The following is a 14,905-nucleotide window of genomic DNA, read 5'->3' as shown; positions in this document are numbered from 1 at the left end:
GGCGTTGGCGTAGCTACCCCGAACTGAAGGCCGTGTATTCGGCGTTGGGGATGGGGCCGTGGATGGTCTCGTCGGAGATGCACGCCGGCATCAGGGCGCTCGGAATGAATTCGTAGTTCGGAAGTGTTGCGCCGCTGCGGTATTCGACACCCGCCTTCCATACTGAGATGGCGGCCAAGTCGAAGTCGATGGGTTCACGATCAACACCAACTGAACGGCGGGGCGGGTGCCGCAGCCGTGCTCCAGGAGGTTTCGGATCGTGCCCTCCAGGTCGGCGGCGTCGAGAACTGTTGAACCGCTGACGAGGTAGTGAGTGCGTTGCCATCAAACAATTTCCGAGATATGCCGGGGGCGCCATGCCGTCGGAATTCCATAAGCCGTAACAAATGTGACTCCACTCATTGAGTTGTGTTGCGGGGTCGAGCAATCGACGCAGTACATTCCCAGTTGTGGGCTTGTTGTCTGCCTCGAACACGCGGGTGACTGGGGCCGTGATCTGCTCGGCGGTCGCCTCGCGCAGGATTTTCCAGGTGGCTGCGACGCTCGGTGCGCTGTCGGCCCCGGCGCAGAGTCCCAGCTACGACAACGCTGCCTATGCGGCGAGGTTCGGAGGTTACAGAGGCCCGGCGACACGCCCTCGGCCTTCTTGTTTGGCTTGGTACATGGCTCCGTCGGCCCGTCGCAGTGCGTCCTTCGTTTGACCGGGGGCGATCATGGCGATTCCGATGCAGACGCTGCCAGCGGTGTTGGCTTTGACTATTTCGTTCACAGTCTGGGCAATTTTCTTGGCCTGGCCGGTGGAGGTGTGCGGCAATAGGACAGCGAATTCGTCACCGCCGATGCGGGCGAAGATATCAATGAGGCGCAGTCTTCGGCTGATTGTCCGGGCAATGGTTTTCAGGTATTCATCGCCAACGGCATGCCCGCCATCGTCGTTAACCTGCTTGAGGCCGTCGACGTCGATCACGAATACTGCCGCCTCGTCCTCGTAGCCGTGGCGGCGGGCCAGCGCCTCGTATCGGGCAAGTTCTTCCTCGAACCGGGCGCGGTTGAACACCCCGGTCAACTTGTCGCGGGTTGCCTGCCGTCTGAGTAGCTCCTCATCGCGCTTACGGGCGGAGATGTCCTCGATATGGGCTATGAAGTGCATCGGATGACCAGCCGCGTCACGCACGATGGAACCCGCGAGATGGACCCAGATGAGGTGACCGTCTTTGGCGTAGTAGCGCTTGTCCATCTGATAGCTGCTGATCTCGCCATTCAGCAACCGGGTCGCCTCGCTCACGTCCGTGTCGAGATCATCAGGATGGGTGATGTCCTGAAATGTCAACTCGGTCAGTTCATGCTCTTGGTAGCCGGTGATATCGCAAAGCGCCTGATTGACCCGCTGAAAGCTACCGTCCAGACCGACGACGGCAATCCCGATCGGCGCGTTGGCGAACACCGCCTCGAAGGTGGCCTCACTGCCGTACTGGGCAACTCGCGCCGCAGAAAGCGCCGTCATATCGCGAACGAAGACATGGAAGGTCAACTGCGGTCCGGAGCCGACTGCGCTCACGAGCGCCTCGACCGGCAGTTCGGTGCCGTCTTTGTGGCACAACTGGTGTGCGGAAACTTGACCGACCACCGGGGAGAGGCCGGCTTCCGCATAGCTCTGGATGTCCCGGGAGACCCACTCCTGCTGATCGGGGGTGATGACCAATTCCGTCAGCAGCCGACCGATTGCTTCGTCCCGGGTCCAGCCGAACATCTGGACCGCCGCCCTATTCCACTCCAGGACATGACCGCTCGCATCAAGCGCCCAATAGGCATCCACCGAGGAGTCCAGCACAGCGCGAAGGAGGTCGTCCCGTTGCGATGAAGTCCCCAGTTCGCCGTTTGCGACGAGACCTGATCGACGCGAGCCACTCTCGCATCCATAAAACTCTTCGGGCCTTCGACCAGGGACGAGCGCCACAGCCCCATCATCCAACCTGTGTCGATATCCGCCCAACGAAATAGAAAAGTTCGTGACATTGGTCATCTGCGCGGAGGTGCCCTCCGGCCTACCACTGATGAAGAGAAGTCCTATTGTCCGTAATCGCGATGCGAGAGTCGACTGCGCGGCCTGGCCTCGCCTCCGCCAAGCAGCCGCATTTACATATACGCGCCCACACCTGTGTCTCTTGCTCGGTGGCGTCGCGCGGTTACGGGACCGTTAGGGGACCAGCGGGCCGCGAGCGCGGCGGCAAGGCGCATATGCCCTGATAGATGTGGAGCCGATGACGGGAATCGAACCCGCGTATTCAGCTTGGGAAGCCCTTTCTACGCCCGAACGGGTGAGCGAAAGCCGCTGGTAGACGGGCTGCAGACGCCGGGTCGAAACTGCGGCGACCTGCGCGTTTGGCGGCTTCGGGTAGGGGCCGAGTTGTCGCCGAGTAGGCGGGCAGTTGGGTCTGGTCGGGGGTACGGACGGGGTACCGAAGACACGCACGCTGACACGCCCAGTTATGTCGGTAGCCGCTGGGAGAATGCTGGATATGAGCGCGGTCTCCGACTTCCTGACCCAGCCGGGTTTCTGGTGGGGTGTGCCTCTGGGCGCGGTCGTGACCGGAGTCGTCGCCCCGATCATCACGGCCCGGTCGGTCCGCGCCAGCGACAAGCGGAAGGCCAACCAAGAACGCGAGATGGACGACCGAAAGGCCGAACGGGAGGACTTACGGTCAAACCGGCAGATACTCCGCGAGGCGGCGAACGCGTTCAGCGAGGTCTGCTCGTCGGTATTTGAGAAGGCCATCGACTCCAAGGGTGTGTTCAACACGGTCATGGATTTCGTGCAGAACATGAACGAGATTCCCGACACGAAGGTGATGGACAAACTGGAGTACGCCGTGGACCTGATGGATGAGACCAAACGGATCACCACTGCTTACAACCACCTCCGCGTTGTCGCGCCGGTGGCTGTTCTTGAGAAGGCGAGCGCACTTAACGTCGCGGTGATCGCTCTCTGCAAAGCCACCACCGTCCCACTCGCCAAGCCGCCGTTGATGCAGCAGGCAGGAAAGGCGATGGAGGACTTCACGAATGCGGTGCGTGCTGAGCTAGGGCTTGATCCGTTCACCGCCGAGGACGTGAACCGTGTGGGCACGACGTACATGGAAGTGCTCACAAAGCAGATGAACGACTACATTAAAGAGACGCAAGACGAGGCTCGCCGCCATGGCTTCCTGGAGCCTGGGTCCGTTGAGGTTACGACCCTCACAGCGGGCGACCTCAACGAAGATCATGTTGGGAAGTTCTTGGGCTTCCACGAGCCGCGTACGGGCGTCAACTACGGCGCAAAGATTCTTGAAGTGACGCGCGATGAATCTCATCGGAATCCTGGAATATTGTTGAAGATTCGTCACTCTGCGATACCGGGCGTTTCTGGATCGCGTGATGAACGGATGAGGCTGAAATTCGATCAGCCAGTGCAGCTTGTCGACGTACCGACCGAGTAAACCGCTGGGTCAGCCGGTCGCGGGCGACGGGCCAGCGAAACCCGCGACCGGCCTGCTCATTGGGCGATCACATCGCCGGGGTTCCCCCGCGCCTCACTGCGGCGAGCGCGACGCGGCGGGTCGACCATGCTGGGAGCCTTGGGCCGGTATGCGCCGACGTCTGCCGGGGTCGCGTACTCCGCGCCTGGCGGCACCGGCCCCGGCCCCCATGAGAACTCGGTGGCACCAGTGTCCTCGGCACCGCGAGCATGCGGATGTGTGCGGTCGCCGTACCAACCCTTCTTGAAACCCATGACCGTTTAACGGTGCGCGACGATCACGGGCGCAGTGTAGTTCGCGTTATTGGTGATCTGGATCGCGACGGCTGCGCCCCGGTGCCGAACGCCGGTGCCGAAGCTGCGGACGTAGAAGTGTTCAGTGATGGGGTAGGGGCCGACGCCGGGGATGACTCGCAATCCGTCGTAGGCGCTGTTCCGATGGACGCGGAAGCCGACCGGGTTGTCGTTGGAGTTGGCTCCACCCGTGGCGGCAATGATGACGTAGCCCTGGGGAATGAAATAGGACTCGATGAGCAGCGCGCTACCGTACGAGCCGGTGACAGGCTGGCCCGCGTAATCCGGTGGCGGGGTTGCGCCCTCGACGTGCTCGTTGGTGAGCCGTGCGGGTGCGTTGCTGCTGACGACGAAGTCGAACTTCGGCAGCGGGCCGCCAGTCCGGTACTCCACCCCGGCGCGCCACGACGTGATCTTGGACGCGACAACATCGTCGGGATGCATCAGGAGCAGGAACCGGCCCGACTGCGCGCCGTAGCCGTGCTCCTTGACGTGGGAGATGCCGGACTCGACATGGAGGCTGTCGAGCGCCGTTCCCAGTGTGGTGAGGTAGTGCTTGTGGTCGGCGGTGAACTTCTTGCCGAGGTAGTCGGGCGGCTGCATGTCGCCGTTGTACAAGCCGTAAACCGTTTGGCCCCAATCATTCACGCGCACTGCGGGATCGAGTAGCCGCTGCACAATCGACCCGTTCACCAGCTGGTTGTCGCCGGCCAAGATACGGGCGACGCGGTTGACTACCTGCTCGGAGTCGGCCTCACGCAAGTAGCGCCACGACATACGGCTGGCGATGTCGAAGTCCTTGAAGCTGAACCCCAGTGAGAGGTACGACGGATCTGCAATACCAACGGGCACACCAAATTCCGTGGCCTCTTCGAACAGAGGCAGTTCGGCGCTCTGGGGAACAACGTCCGCAACGTTGGTGGTCTTGAACGACAGCAGGCCCGCCAAGGCCGACTTCTGTTCGTTGTACGCCGTCAGCGCGTCGGTGATCTCGTCCCAGATGTCATCGAGCCCAACACCATCGTTGAGTTCGTTTACCAGAACGTCTCCGCGAGTGGCGGTTCCGCGGCGATTGCCTGCCATAGCTACTCCTGTGGTCGTTGCTTGATCCGAGCGTAGACCTGAAACACGTTGCCGCGCTGGGGCTAACTGGAGCTATCGGGTAACACGGGTTAGTAGCGGCGCGTACCGGGTGATTCGGGGTAGGGTCGGTTCATAAGAGCTGTGTCGCAGGTGATTAGCGCGATGTAACCGAACGCCGTTGAAACGGGCAAGCAAATGCAAACCAAGTACCAACCGCCACCGGGCGTTGTGTTGTCGAACCTGCTCACGATCCGGGGGCGCGAGGCAGCACACCGGTGGCTTACCGATGTGGTGGGCGCGACGGTGCCGCTGGACACGGTTCGCAAGGCCGCCAGCGGTCGCAGGATCAAGTGCGTACAACGTGGACGCGCTCTCTACTTCTCAACTCAGGACTTGTTCGATTGGTTCGCCGAGAACTACACGACGTCCCCAACCGAAGATGCAGAAGCGACACAACCCCAACAGAAATGGTATGAGCGATGATCCACCCGAAGCGGGCGGCGACCTTGCGCCGCAAGTACGGCATGAATGAGCCACCCCAGAAGGACAACTCGGTTGTGGACCGCATCCTCGCGGGAGACCGACTGCGCGGGCGTGTGTTTACTCGCGACAGCGCCGAACTGTTCGACCCGGTTCGCAGTCCTCGGATGCACGAGAGGGCTGTGGCGGCGCTGCGTGATCTGCATATGGGTATTGCCGACGGCACGATCCGTCGCGATAGCCACGATCCTGACTCATACGGGGCCGACCGCCTCGGCAGAGCGTTCAATGCCAATGACCCAGAGTTGCTTGTGCACATCGTCGGCAGCGATACGGCGATGGTTGTGCGCGGGGAGAAGCAGCTGGGCGCGTTCGACCGGGCCACGCGGGACCACCAACCGAAGCGCCGAGGCGTGGGCTACTACACCGGGATGTACCAGGTGATGACGTCGCTCCACGACGACTTCTGGGAGACGCCGTGCAACGTCAATGTGGCGCGGAAGTGCGTCGGAGCGCCGCAGCTCATGCCGTTCATGGCCGGGACAGCGCTGCTGGTTTTCGCCGTCTGCGATCCGTGCCTGACCTACGCCGAGGCGTCGGCTGCGACCGGATACGAGTTGAGCGTCATGGAGGCCCACGCTCGCGTCGGGCTGCCGTTTCCGTAGCCGGGGTGGCCGAGGGCGTGTGCGCGAGCATGGGGCGGTAGACGGCGCTGAACATGCCGTGGCAGTCGGGTCTAAGAGACTTCTGAGCGTTTCGGGAATCGCCGAAAACTGACCGTGTATCCCCATGCGCGCCAATATTTCCCAATTCGTCTGACGGCGACTCAGGGCCGCGTGTTTACACGAACACACGACGTGTAAAGCGAGCGCTGATCGACGCAGCCGCGTACTTGTGGTGGCACGACCGCAGGAACGGCTTGTGGGCGAGACGCCAAGGAGGCAAAAGTAGATGGCGAAGATGAGGATGGCCGACGAGCGATGGGCGGCGCGAGTGCGCGAACAAGTGTCGACACCGTTACTGGAGGCCGAGCAAGAGTTGATTGATGCTGCTGAGGGCTATGAATGCAATCAGGTGAGGGTCAACCTGAAGCCTATGGGGCCTAAGCGAATCTGCAGGGGCAGTGTACGGGGCTATCTGCCGCTAGCAAACGCCGTGGAGCAGCTGTTGGCGTTAGCACCCTACCTTGACGACGAGTGCTGGGATGAGATCGACATCGTGGTGCGACGGTCTGCATAGTCGGGACGCGCGTAATCGCCTGCCGCACTTCGTGTTCGATTCGGACACACACAGGCGGGAAGCCACGGAGGTGGCGTAGAGTCGATTAACGGAGACGACGAAAGCGCGTCCCGTACAACGGAATATGAGTGACCTTGGCGGGCGCGCTCTTACCTATGGACTAACTGCATCGGCGCGGTGCAGGGGTAAGAGCGCGCCCGTTTGCGTTGTGTATACGGGCCGGACTTGAGAGGTGTCAGGTGCGACCTGATCCTGATGACGTCCCGACCTTGCGAGGCAACGACGGCATTTTGAGCTATTGCCATGAGCTCGGTGCAGTTGGCGTTACGCCGTGGCGAGTGAAGCGGGCGGTAATCGACCGTGAAATCTCACCTCACCAAATCGGGCGCCAGAATTGGTTCTCCCGCAATGCGGTTCACCGCTGGCTCGATTCCCTCGTGGCGCCAGAGCCAAGAATTTTCATGGGTGTGCATGCAGGTCGAGCGGCGAACGACACTGCAAATCAACCCTAATCAAGAGTTCACCCCCGGCGACCTGGCGGGCGCAACCGGGGGCGGACTAACGACCATCAAGCCTGGCAAACCGAAGGACGTGCCCTCGATGATACCCGCCGACAACACAGGCCGGAAAGCACTACAGCGCGAGAGAACCCGCGCCGCGAAGCGGACTGCGCGTAACCCGATGCACTTGGCCATCGCGCCGTCTGGGTCGTCGGAGTCTGTTGGGGAACTGTCACTTTCGAGTTTGCTGCTCGATGTTCTCGGATACGGCCCCGACGAGTTCGTATCTATTGCCCATAAGGGCCGCCAATCTGGCGATGAGTTCACGACGACGGTGACAGTCCCATCGCGTGCTGAGGCTGTCTTATCAAACTTATCGAGCGAACAGTGCGATGTGTGGTTTGGAGTAAATCCGACGAGCGGGCCTGAGCGTGTTGGTGCCGGTCGTGGCAAGTCCGACGACATCACACGTGTGGCAGCGTTGGTGGCCGATCTGGACGCGAAGGGTGACGCCGACGGTGCGGTGTGTGCTGCGATCGTTGATGAGTTGTCCGACGTACTTGGCACCCGACCCTCAGCAGTAGTCGAGAGCGGCAATGGGGGTCTGCATCCGTACTGGCCGATTGCGGATGGAGAGATTGCCGACACCCCGGCGATGGCGGCGTTCGTGAAGCGGTGGGGCAGGCTCGTCAAGGCTGTCGCACGAAGGCACGGGGCAGCAGCAGATTCGGTGTTCGACTTGCCGAGGGTGATGCGTGCGCCGGGGACCACGAACTGGAAGCACGGTGGCGACGGCCAACCTGCGGTCTGCCGGGCGGATTCTGGGCGAGCGCTGTCGGTGGTCGAGGTCGTGGCCCGCCTGGATGAGTGCGGCGTGTTGGAAGAGGACGGCGACCGGGGCGCGATGGAACCCCTGAGCGACCCAAACGAGTGGGAACCCGCCGAGGACACCTGCAACTATGTGGCGGCGATCCTGGACGGTATCCCCGATGACGGTCCGATAGACGGCGGTCGCCACCAATGGCTGGGGAGCTTGGCGGTGCGGCTTGGCTGCGCGGCAATGTTGGGCTGCATCACCGAACCCGACTACCACCATGCCGCCGAACTTGCGCATGACCGGATGGTGGAGTTGCGCGCCGAGACCGGGGAACCAGTACCGCCATGGGAAGTGCCTGCGACGTTCGCGTGGGGGATCGACAGGGCCGCAACAAAGACGCTTGATGAGGCGCGAGCTGAGCTGAAGAACCACCAACACCTGTGGCCGTCGCCGGATGCACCGCGTGATGTCGCGGTGCGCGTCGTCGCGGAGGCGAAGCGCGGAGGCCGGCCATGGTGCTACTGGAACGGCATGTGGTTCGTGTGGGGCGGTAAGCACTACGAGACCGCGACACCGGACAGCCTGCGGGACTGGCTGTATGGGCTGCTGGGGGATGCCCAGTACCAGGGCGCAAACGGTGCGTTGCGGTGGAAGCCGAATCCCCGAAAGCTCAACGAGGTCATCGACGCGGCACGCGGCCTGGTACGGCTGCCTGAGGGGGTCGGCGCGTCGGGATGGATCGACGGCCGCAAGGAGCAGGTGATCCCGTGCGCGAATGGGTTGCTGCGGGTGGCCGACCGGATGTTGTTGGAGCACACGCCCGAACACTTCAGCATCATGTCGTTGCCCTACAGCTACGACGCAAGCGCTGGGTGCCCGCGGTGGATGCAGTTTCTTGGGGAGGTGTTCGGCGAGGACGTCGAGTCTGTGGCGTTGCTTCAGCAGTGGTTCGGTTACGTGCTCTCGGGCCGGTCGGACCTGCAGAAGATGGTCATGTGGCTGGGCCCGATGCGCGGCGGCAAGGGCACCGTGGCTCGGCTGTTGAAGCGGTTGGTCGGTGAGCGCGCCTATGCCGGGGTGAATGTGGCCGATCTGCGGAACGGCTTTGCGTTGCAGCCATTGATCGACAAGTCGCTGGTGGTGTTCCCTGATGAGCGTCAAGTCGGCGCACCCGACGGCAAGAAGCTCGTACAGTTCGTCTTGCAGGCGACCGGCGAGGACGACCTGACGGTGCCGCGCAAGTACAAGGACGCGTGGAGCGGTCGGCTACCCATGCGGCTCATGTACTTCGGTAACGAGTTGCCGGTGCTGCCGGATAGCTCGGGCGCGGTGCAGAACCGCATTCTGACGATTGAAACGGTGGCGTCGTTCGCGGGCCGGGAGGACCGGGGCCTGGACGGCGACCTGGCAGCTGAGTTACCCGGCATCTTGAACTGGGCGCTGGACGGGCTGGAGACGCTGCAGGAGTGCGGTGAGTTCGTCCAGCCCGAATCGGGTCGTGCTGCGGCGCAGGATGTTGATGACTTCAGCAACCACGTTCGGCGGTATCTGATGAGTGGGCGGTGCCGGTTCTCCGACGAGGCGAAGACGGAATGCACCCAACTGTGGCACGACTTCGAGGCCTGGTGCCAACGGAATGGCATAGAGACCAACGCGAACGCTGTGTGGTTTGGGCGGCAACTTCGGCCCGCCATACGAAACCTCGCGCCCGGCATCAAATTTGAGCGAACGCGCAACCAGGCCGAGTTGGACAGACCGTACTACTACACCGGCATCGCACTAGTACCGCAGCCGAACCATATTGGAGCGCAGCAGAAATGGCCGTAAAACCTAGTAACACCCTAGTAAAACCCTGGTATGGGAGAGCTGAAAGCCGCTGGTCCGCGCCTTTAACCCTAGTAACCCTAGTAAAAGCTGAAAAACATTTCTCTATAGGGGATTTAGAGGGGGCACAAGAGGGCCGAGACGCCTATACCCGAGAAGAGTTTTTTGCTGCTTTTACCGGGGTTACTAGGGTTACACCTGGTGTCCGGCCTGGTAGGGCCACATTTTCACACCGCGTCGGTACCAGGGTTCTTACCGCGGTTTATAGAGGTGCGCGGACATGAGCACCGTCTTCACCCCACCAGAGGTGCCCTACATGTGGGCACCCCAAAATCGCTCGCGCCGTGGTCATCCGACGCGACCGCGAAGAAATCCAAGGATGTCACCAAGACCACCAGAGACCTGGAGACCAGGCGAACGATAAATGGAGACAACATGATCGACCCTACGAATAACGAACCCGTCGAAAGGCTGAGCGAGGCATGGTGGGCTGCGCGGAGTCCTGAAATCCGCGCCCGCCGCTGCTCTGCCCATCGTCGGAACGGCGATCAGTGCGCCAAAGTCGCCATGGAGGCGCAGAAGGTATGTGGCACCCACGGCGGTCGTGCCCCACAGGCGAAAGCCAAAGCGCGCCAACGCCTTGATGAGGCAGCAGACCGGATGGCACGCGAATTGCTCAAGATTGCAACAACTTCTGAGAGCGAGTCGGTGAAGCTCTCGGCGGTCCGCGATGCACTCGACCGCGCAGGCCTGAAGCCGCCCACAACGGTTGAAGTCGGCCCGAAGCAACCGGAACCGTGGGAGGAACTGCTGGGCGACGTTGCCCACATCACGCGGGCTCAGCACGAAGCCATGAAGCGCGGCGAGTACATCCCTGCCCCGCCGACCCAGCAGCCCGCGCTGCCTCCGCGCCCTGACGACATCGTGGATGCCGAAGTCGTAGACGCACCCGCTCCGCACCCCGAGCACGATCCTCGTGGTGCGGACGGCACGAGGCAGGGAGATGTGCCCGGTAATCGGCCGTCGTGGGCCGAGGACGCACCTACCCGCCCGCCGTCCCGCGAACTCGTCACCCTCGAAGAGGCCGCAGCGGAGGTGGCCCAAGCAAACCGGGCAGCGGGAGTTCACCAGAAGGGGCGTAGACGCAGGTGAGAGCCTGTGCGCCGTGTAGCTAAACCGCAGGTCGCTGGCGTAGAAACGGGGTAGCAGCGCCGCTTTATCTAGGGACAACGCGGCGTCGCTGGTCGCCCCAGGTGGCCTGTCCCCGACGAGAGGAACCGAAGTGAGCAGATACCACCCCGGCGACCGCGTACGCGTGGTTTCAGTGACGCCAGAGGCGGGCCACGCGCCGATTACCGACCAGAACCACCCGGACGCGCTCGATTGGTACGGCAATCCGCTGATCGGCAAGACCGGCACTGTGCTGGACGTGTTTGGAGACCGGCACGCCCGCAACAATATTCGCCTTGATCACCTCGCGGAGGCTGTGGCGTTCCCCAACGCCGACTTGGAGGTCGAAGCATGAAACTCGTTGCCTATGTGCGTGTCTCGTCGGCCCACCAACAGGAGGCGTTCGGGCCGACTATCCAGCGAGCCGCGATCACCAAGTGGGCGAAGTCAGCCGGCCACAAGATCGTGGCGTGGCAGGAGGACACGATCAGCGGCGCGTCGGAACTACGCAACCGGGTCGGCTGGTGCGAGGCCGCAGCCCTGGTGAAGGCCGGGAAGGCGGCGGGGATCGTGGTTGCGCGGCTAGACCGGCTCGCCCGCGACGTCATGGTGCAGGAGTTGTTGCTACGCAAGCTGTCCGACCTCGGCGGCATCGTGTTGTCCACCCGCGATGGAGAGAACGAACTACTTACTGGCACGTCAAACGACCCGTCGCGCAAATTCATTCGCGTAATTCTCGGTGCCGTCTCCGAGTACGACCGCGAGATGACCGTGGATCGGCTCGCCGCAGGCCGGGCTGCCAAGGCCGCTCGCGGCGGTTACGCACACGGCGCGCTGCCCTACGGCTATCGCACGGTCAAGGGTGCTCTTGTCCCTGAGCCCGCCGAGCAGGCCGCGTTGGCCCGCATGCGCGAGCTACAGGCCGTGGGCTACTCGACCCGCGAGATAGCGCGGGTACTTGCGGACGAGGGCCACCCAACCAAGCGCGGCGGCCAGTGGAGTTCGCCCACAGTGGCACGAATCCTCAGCCGCGCCAATAGCGAGGGCAGCGCCGCATGAGGCCGCTCGTCAAGCGCACACAAGACGGTCGCCCGTACTCGGTGCCGAGCGCGCCCCCGTCCCCGGTGCCGCCCGTGGCCGCGCAGTCCCTGGACGACACGGACGGCGGGCCGGAACCCACACCCCGGCCGCAGGAGGGCCACGGTATGGGGCGGGCCAAGCTCACCGACGACGAGGTGCGGGCAATCCGTGCCGACTACGCGGCGGGCAAGTGGACCCGCAAGGACTTGGCGTACATCTACGACATCAGTGTGGGCGCGATCAACAGCGTGCTAGGCGGCCGCAGCTACACGCATGTAACCACCGGACCCACTGCAAGACAGGAGAACTGACCAATGGCACGGACGCAGAAGCGCGTAACAGTCAGCGGCGCAACAAGATATGTGGCGAAGTGGCGCGATCCAGATGGCACCGACCACAGCAAGGGCGGCTTTGCCAACAAGAAGGCTGCGGCGGACTACGCCCGCAACGCCGAGAGCGCAGCGGCACAAGGGATCGTGTTCGACCCAGCCAAGGGCAAGATGCTGTTCCGCGACGCGGCGGTGATCTGGTTGGAGTCTCGCAAGGCCGACACCCGCAACAACGCCGAGAACCACCGCTACGCCCTCGCCCCGGCCGCAACCCGACGCGGTGACCTCAAGAAGCTCGGCATTGACGCGGTGTTCGGCGGTTACCCGCTCAACAAGATCACCCGCGAGTACATCCAGGCGTGGGTGAACCGGCTCACCGAGGCAGGCAAGAAGCCGTCTACGGTGCGGCACGCGTTCTGGACCGTCCGCATGGTCCTGGAGCAGGCCGTCGTGGATGGCCGGCTGGCGAAGAACCCCGCCGAACACGTCAAGCTGCCGAAGGAGCGCGGTGCAAAGGGCGCGAAGGTGGGCGTCGTGGACCGGGCGCAGTTCCTCACCGCTGCACAGGTTTCTGCGTTAGTTGAGGCGACGCCTTGGCCGTACAACGTCATGGTGAATCTGGCGGCGTGGCCGGGTCTGCGCGCTGCGGAACTCGGCGGGCTGCAAATCCAAGACATCGAGGTCTCGCCGAACGGAGGCATGAAGATACATGTTGAGCGGACCGCTGCCGCCCACGGGCTCACCAAGACAGACGGCTCAATGCGAGTCGTGCCGGTGCCGGGGCCGACAGCAAGTCTGGTCCGGGACTACCGCACCGAGCACCCGCGTCGGCAAGAGGCTGGCGCGCCCCTGTTCCCCGGTATGCGACTGACGACGCCCCGGCCTACGGGAGTGCGGGCCGACACCGCCGCACCAGGAGCGGCGACTACGGGTGTGAAAGACGCAGCCCCGAGCGCGTCGGCGAAGGACCGCGCTCGACGGCAGGCAGACGCACTCGCCGAACTCACCGTGGAGGACGCGGAGAAGCGATTGGTGCTCGACTGGACGACTCCGCTACGCCACCCGAGCTTCTACAAAGCGGTGTTCCGGCCCGCTGTGCTCCGGGCCAACCGGACGGCGGGCAACGCGGTGCTCCCGGCGGGATTGCGGTTCCACTCGCTCCGACACACCTACGCGAGCCTGTGCGCGGCGGTCCCCAGCATCTCGGTGCGGCAGGTGGCCGAATGGATGGGGCACGCGAATCCGACGACAACCGAACTCGTCTACACGCACCTCTACGCGAAGGCCGACCACGACGACGAAATGGCGGCACTTGGCGCACTGGCTGCTACCCCGAAGTACCACGGCGACAACGTGATAACGCTACACGGCTAGTCGTCGCGCGGCGGATTAACGTGAAAGTAGAAGAGAGCACCATCGTCCCATGAGGAGTGACGATGGAACCGCCCGGTATGGGCTAGCGTGAATTGGACTGCGTGCTTTTCGCCGACGTCTGATTCACTGACCGTCCACGTTACCTCGACTCGATTTCCCGAAACCGTTGCGAAGGAAGGTATTCCGCCGTACGGCACGGAGCTTTGCGACTGATCCGAAGGGATGCTGTAGCCCGTCCACTGCACTTCGCGGCCCCGAGGGTCTGTTGCCTCTAAGTAAAAGGCCACGGTGTCCCCGACTTCAAGGCGGGGTGCATCGCGAGGGTCGTCACCGAGACCCCACAGCCCGTCGCCGTTGATGTAGGCGTTGCGTCCGCTCTCATCGCGTGCGGAGTCGATTGACGGATAGTGCCTCTGCGGGCCGTCCGCGCGAGTTCGGTAGACGGCAAGTTGATTCCGAATCTGCCGCGCCGCCCCGGCCAGCAGGAGTCGCTCGGCAGCGTAGATGGGCCGGGAATGGCCGATAGTGTTCCGAATGTCGCCGATGATGCCGAGGTAGACCTCTGTTCGCTTCTTGTCATCCAGGACCGCCTGTACGTCCGGGTTCCAGTGCTTGTTGATCGTCTTCTCAAGCTGGTAAATCTCGACGTAGTCAAGCAGGTCCTGGCTGACGGTGATCCCGTCCCGACGCTTGTCCTCCTCGGCGCGCTTCTCCTTCAGCCTGGCCACCTCTTCGGGTGTGAGGTCATCGATCCAGTTGGGTACCGCGAGCCTGATGACTTCACGGAGCGCGGTCTCAGCGGAGACGAGGTCCGCGTATCCGTCGAGGTCCGAAACGTCGAGCGGCGTATGCCCGACCGCTTGTGGCTCGGGCTTGTCTGGGACGTCGAGGGTGAAATGACGGCCAACCTCAGCGAGTGCGTCGTCGTCGGCGTCCTCCGCGAGGATGTGGAACAAGTAGTCGGGTCCGCGCTCGGACTCGATGCCGAACTGAAGAAGCACCGTCTTGTACTGCCCCAGCGAGAACTGATTCTCGAACTCAGCCACCAATTGAGACACAAGCCGTACGCGGTCACTCGGGGGAAGCCATTTCGACACCGCCGCAGTATCCCACTGGTGTGCGACGGGTTCGTTCAGCAACGCCTAGTACGACAAACTCGGGGTACAGGCGGGGTATGGGACCTCCGACGAGGCAGGGG

Annotated in this window: 15 protein-coding genes; 10 read left to right on the top strand and 5 right to left on the bottom strand. The window is 63.1% G+C overall.

The window, feature by feature from the left end; translation table 11 throughout:
• Positions 1-13 precede the first annotated feature (13 nt).
• Together AC5Y7D_RS23800 and AC5Y7D_RS23795 are read right to left on the bottom strand one after the other, a co-directional pair.
• Positions 14-178 (bottom strand): hypothetical protein, encoded by a 165-nt coding sequence (locus AC5Y7D_RS23800; RefSeq protein ID WP_499928298.1) that lies wholly within the window; start codon positions 176-178, stop codon positions 14-16.
• A gap of 435 nt (positions 179-613) precedes the next feature.
• Positions 614-2,023 (bottom strand): sensor domain-containing diguanylate cyclase, encoded by a 1,410-nt coding sequence (locus tag AC5Y7D_RS23795; RefSeq protein WP_499928296.1) that lies wholly within the window; start codon positions 2,021-2,023, stop codon positions 614-616.
• 496 nt (positions 2,024-2,519) lie between these two features.
• Here AC5Y7D_RS23795 and AC5Y7D_RS23790 point away from each other — a divergent pair, with 496 nt between their 5' ends.
• Positions 2,520-3,479: a hypothetical protein gene (locus AC5Y7D_RS23790; RefSeq protein ID WP_499928294.1), complete on the top strand. Its 960-nt coding sequence runs from the start codon at positions 2,520-2,522 to the stop codon at positions 3,477-3,479.
• A 56-nt stretch (positions 3,480-3,535) separates the two neighbouring features.
• On the opposite strand, the gene AC5Y7D_RS23785 is transcribed toward AC5Y7D_RS23790, so the two are convergent.
• Complete coding sequence (locus AC5Y7D_RS23785; protein ID WP_499928292.1) at positions 3,536-3,772, bottom strand: hypothetical protein; 237 nt, start codon at positions 3,770-3,772, stop codon at positions 3,536-3,538.
• 6 nt (positions 3,773-3,778) lie between these two features.
• A complete protein-coding gene (locus AC5Y7D_RS23780; RefSeq protein WP_499928291.1) occupies positions 3,779-4,894 on the bottom strand; it encodes a hypothetical protein in 1,116 nt (371 codons plus the stop codon).
• Positions 4,895-5,089: 195 nt separating this feature from the next.
• Here AC5Y7D_RS23780 and AC5Y7D_RS23775 point away from each other — a divergent pair, with 195 nt between their 5' ends.
• The 9 genes from AC5Y7D_RS23775 to AC5Y7D_RS23735 all read left to right on the top strand — a co-directional run bounded on the left by AC5Y7D_RS23775 (position 5,090) and on the right by AC5Y7D_RS23735 (position 13,707).
• Positions 5,090-5,377 (top strand): hypothetical protein, encoded by a 288-nt coding sequence (locus AC5Y7D_RS23775; RefSeq protein WP_499928289.1) that lies wholly within the window; start codon positions 5,090-5,092, stop codon positions 5,375-5,377.
• Positions 5,374-6,039: a hypothetical protein gene (locus AC5Y7D_RS23770; protein ID WP_499928287.1), complete on the top strand. Its 666-nt coding sequence runs from the start codon at positions 5,374-5,376 to the stop codon at positions 6,037-6,039. Before AC5Y7D_RS23775 ends, AC5Y7D_RS23770 begins: the two co-directional genes overlap by 4 nt.
• A gap of 286 nt (positions 6,040-6,325) precedes the next feature.
• Positions 6,326-6,613, top strand: coding sequence for a hypothetical protein (locus tag AC5Y7D_RS23765; RefSeq protein WP_499928286.1), 288 nt, complete (start codon positions 6,326-6,328; stop codon positions 6,611-6,613).
• Positions 6,614-7,585: 972 nt separating this feature from the next.
• On the top strand, positions 7,586-9,757 hold the full coding sequence (locus AC5Y7D_RS23760) for a phage/plasmid primase, P4 family (protein WP_499928284.1): 2,172 nt from the start codon (positions 7,586-7,588) through the stop codon (positions 9,755-9,757).
• Positions 9,758-10,072: 315 nt separating this feature from the next.
• A complete protein-coding gene (locus AC5Y7D_RS23755; protein ID WP_499928282.1) occupies positions 10,073-10,906 on the top strand; it encodes a hypothetical protein in 834 nt (277 codons plus the stop codon).
• Between the two features lie 163 nt (positions 10,907-11,069).
• On the top strand, positions 11,070-11,279 hold the full coding sequence (locus AC5Y7D_RS23750) for a hypothetical protein (RefSeq protein ID WP_499928281.1): 210 nt from the start codon (positions 11,070-11,072) through the stop codon (positions 11,277-11,279).
• Positions 11,276-11,983 (top strand): recombinase family protein, encoded by a 708-nt coding sequence (locus AC5Y7D_RS23745; RefSeq protein WP_499928279.1) that lies wholly within the window; start codon positions 11,276-11,278, stop codon positions 11,981-11,983. The genes AC5Y7D_RS23750 and AC5Y7D_RS23745 overlap by 4 nt, the downstream gene beginning before the upstream one ends.
• A complete protein-coding gene (locus AC5Y7D_RS23740; RefSeq protein ID WP_499928277.1) occupies positions 11,980-12,315 on the top strand; it encodes a hypothetical protein in 336 nt (111 codons plus the stop codon). Before AC5Y7D_RS23745 ends, AC5Y7D_RS23740 begins: the two co-directional genes overlap by 4 nt.
• Positions 12,316-12,318: 3 nt before the next feature.
• Positions 12,319-13,707 carry a tyrosine-type recombinase/integrase gene (locus AC5Y7D_RS23735; protein ID WP_499928275.1) on the top strand — a complete coding sequence of 463 codons (1,389 nt, stop codon included), beginning with the start codon at positions 12,319-12,321 and terminating at the stop codon, positions 13,705-13,707.
• Here AC5Y7D_RS23735 and AC5Y7D_RS23730 read toward each other — a convergent pair.
• Complete coding sequence (locus AC5Y7D_RS23730; protein ID WP_499928273.1) at positions 13,704-14,753, bottom strand: hypothetical protein; 1,050 nt, start codon at positions 14,751-14,753, stop codon at positions 13,704-13,706. The two genes, AC5Y7D_RS23735 and AC5Y7D_RS23730, sit on opposite strands and share 4 nt — an antisense overlap.
• Between the last annotated feature and the right edge of the window lie 152 nt (positions 14,754-14,905).

Source organism: Mycobacterium sp. NGS49 (genome assembly GCF_059812565.1).
The sequence above is the reverse complement of the archived record's forward strand: the minus strand, read 5'-3'. Positions and strand labels throughout refer to the sequence as shown.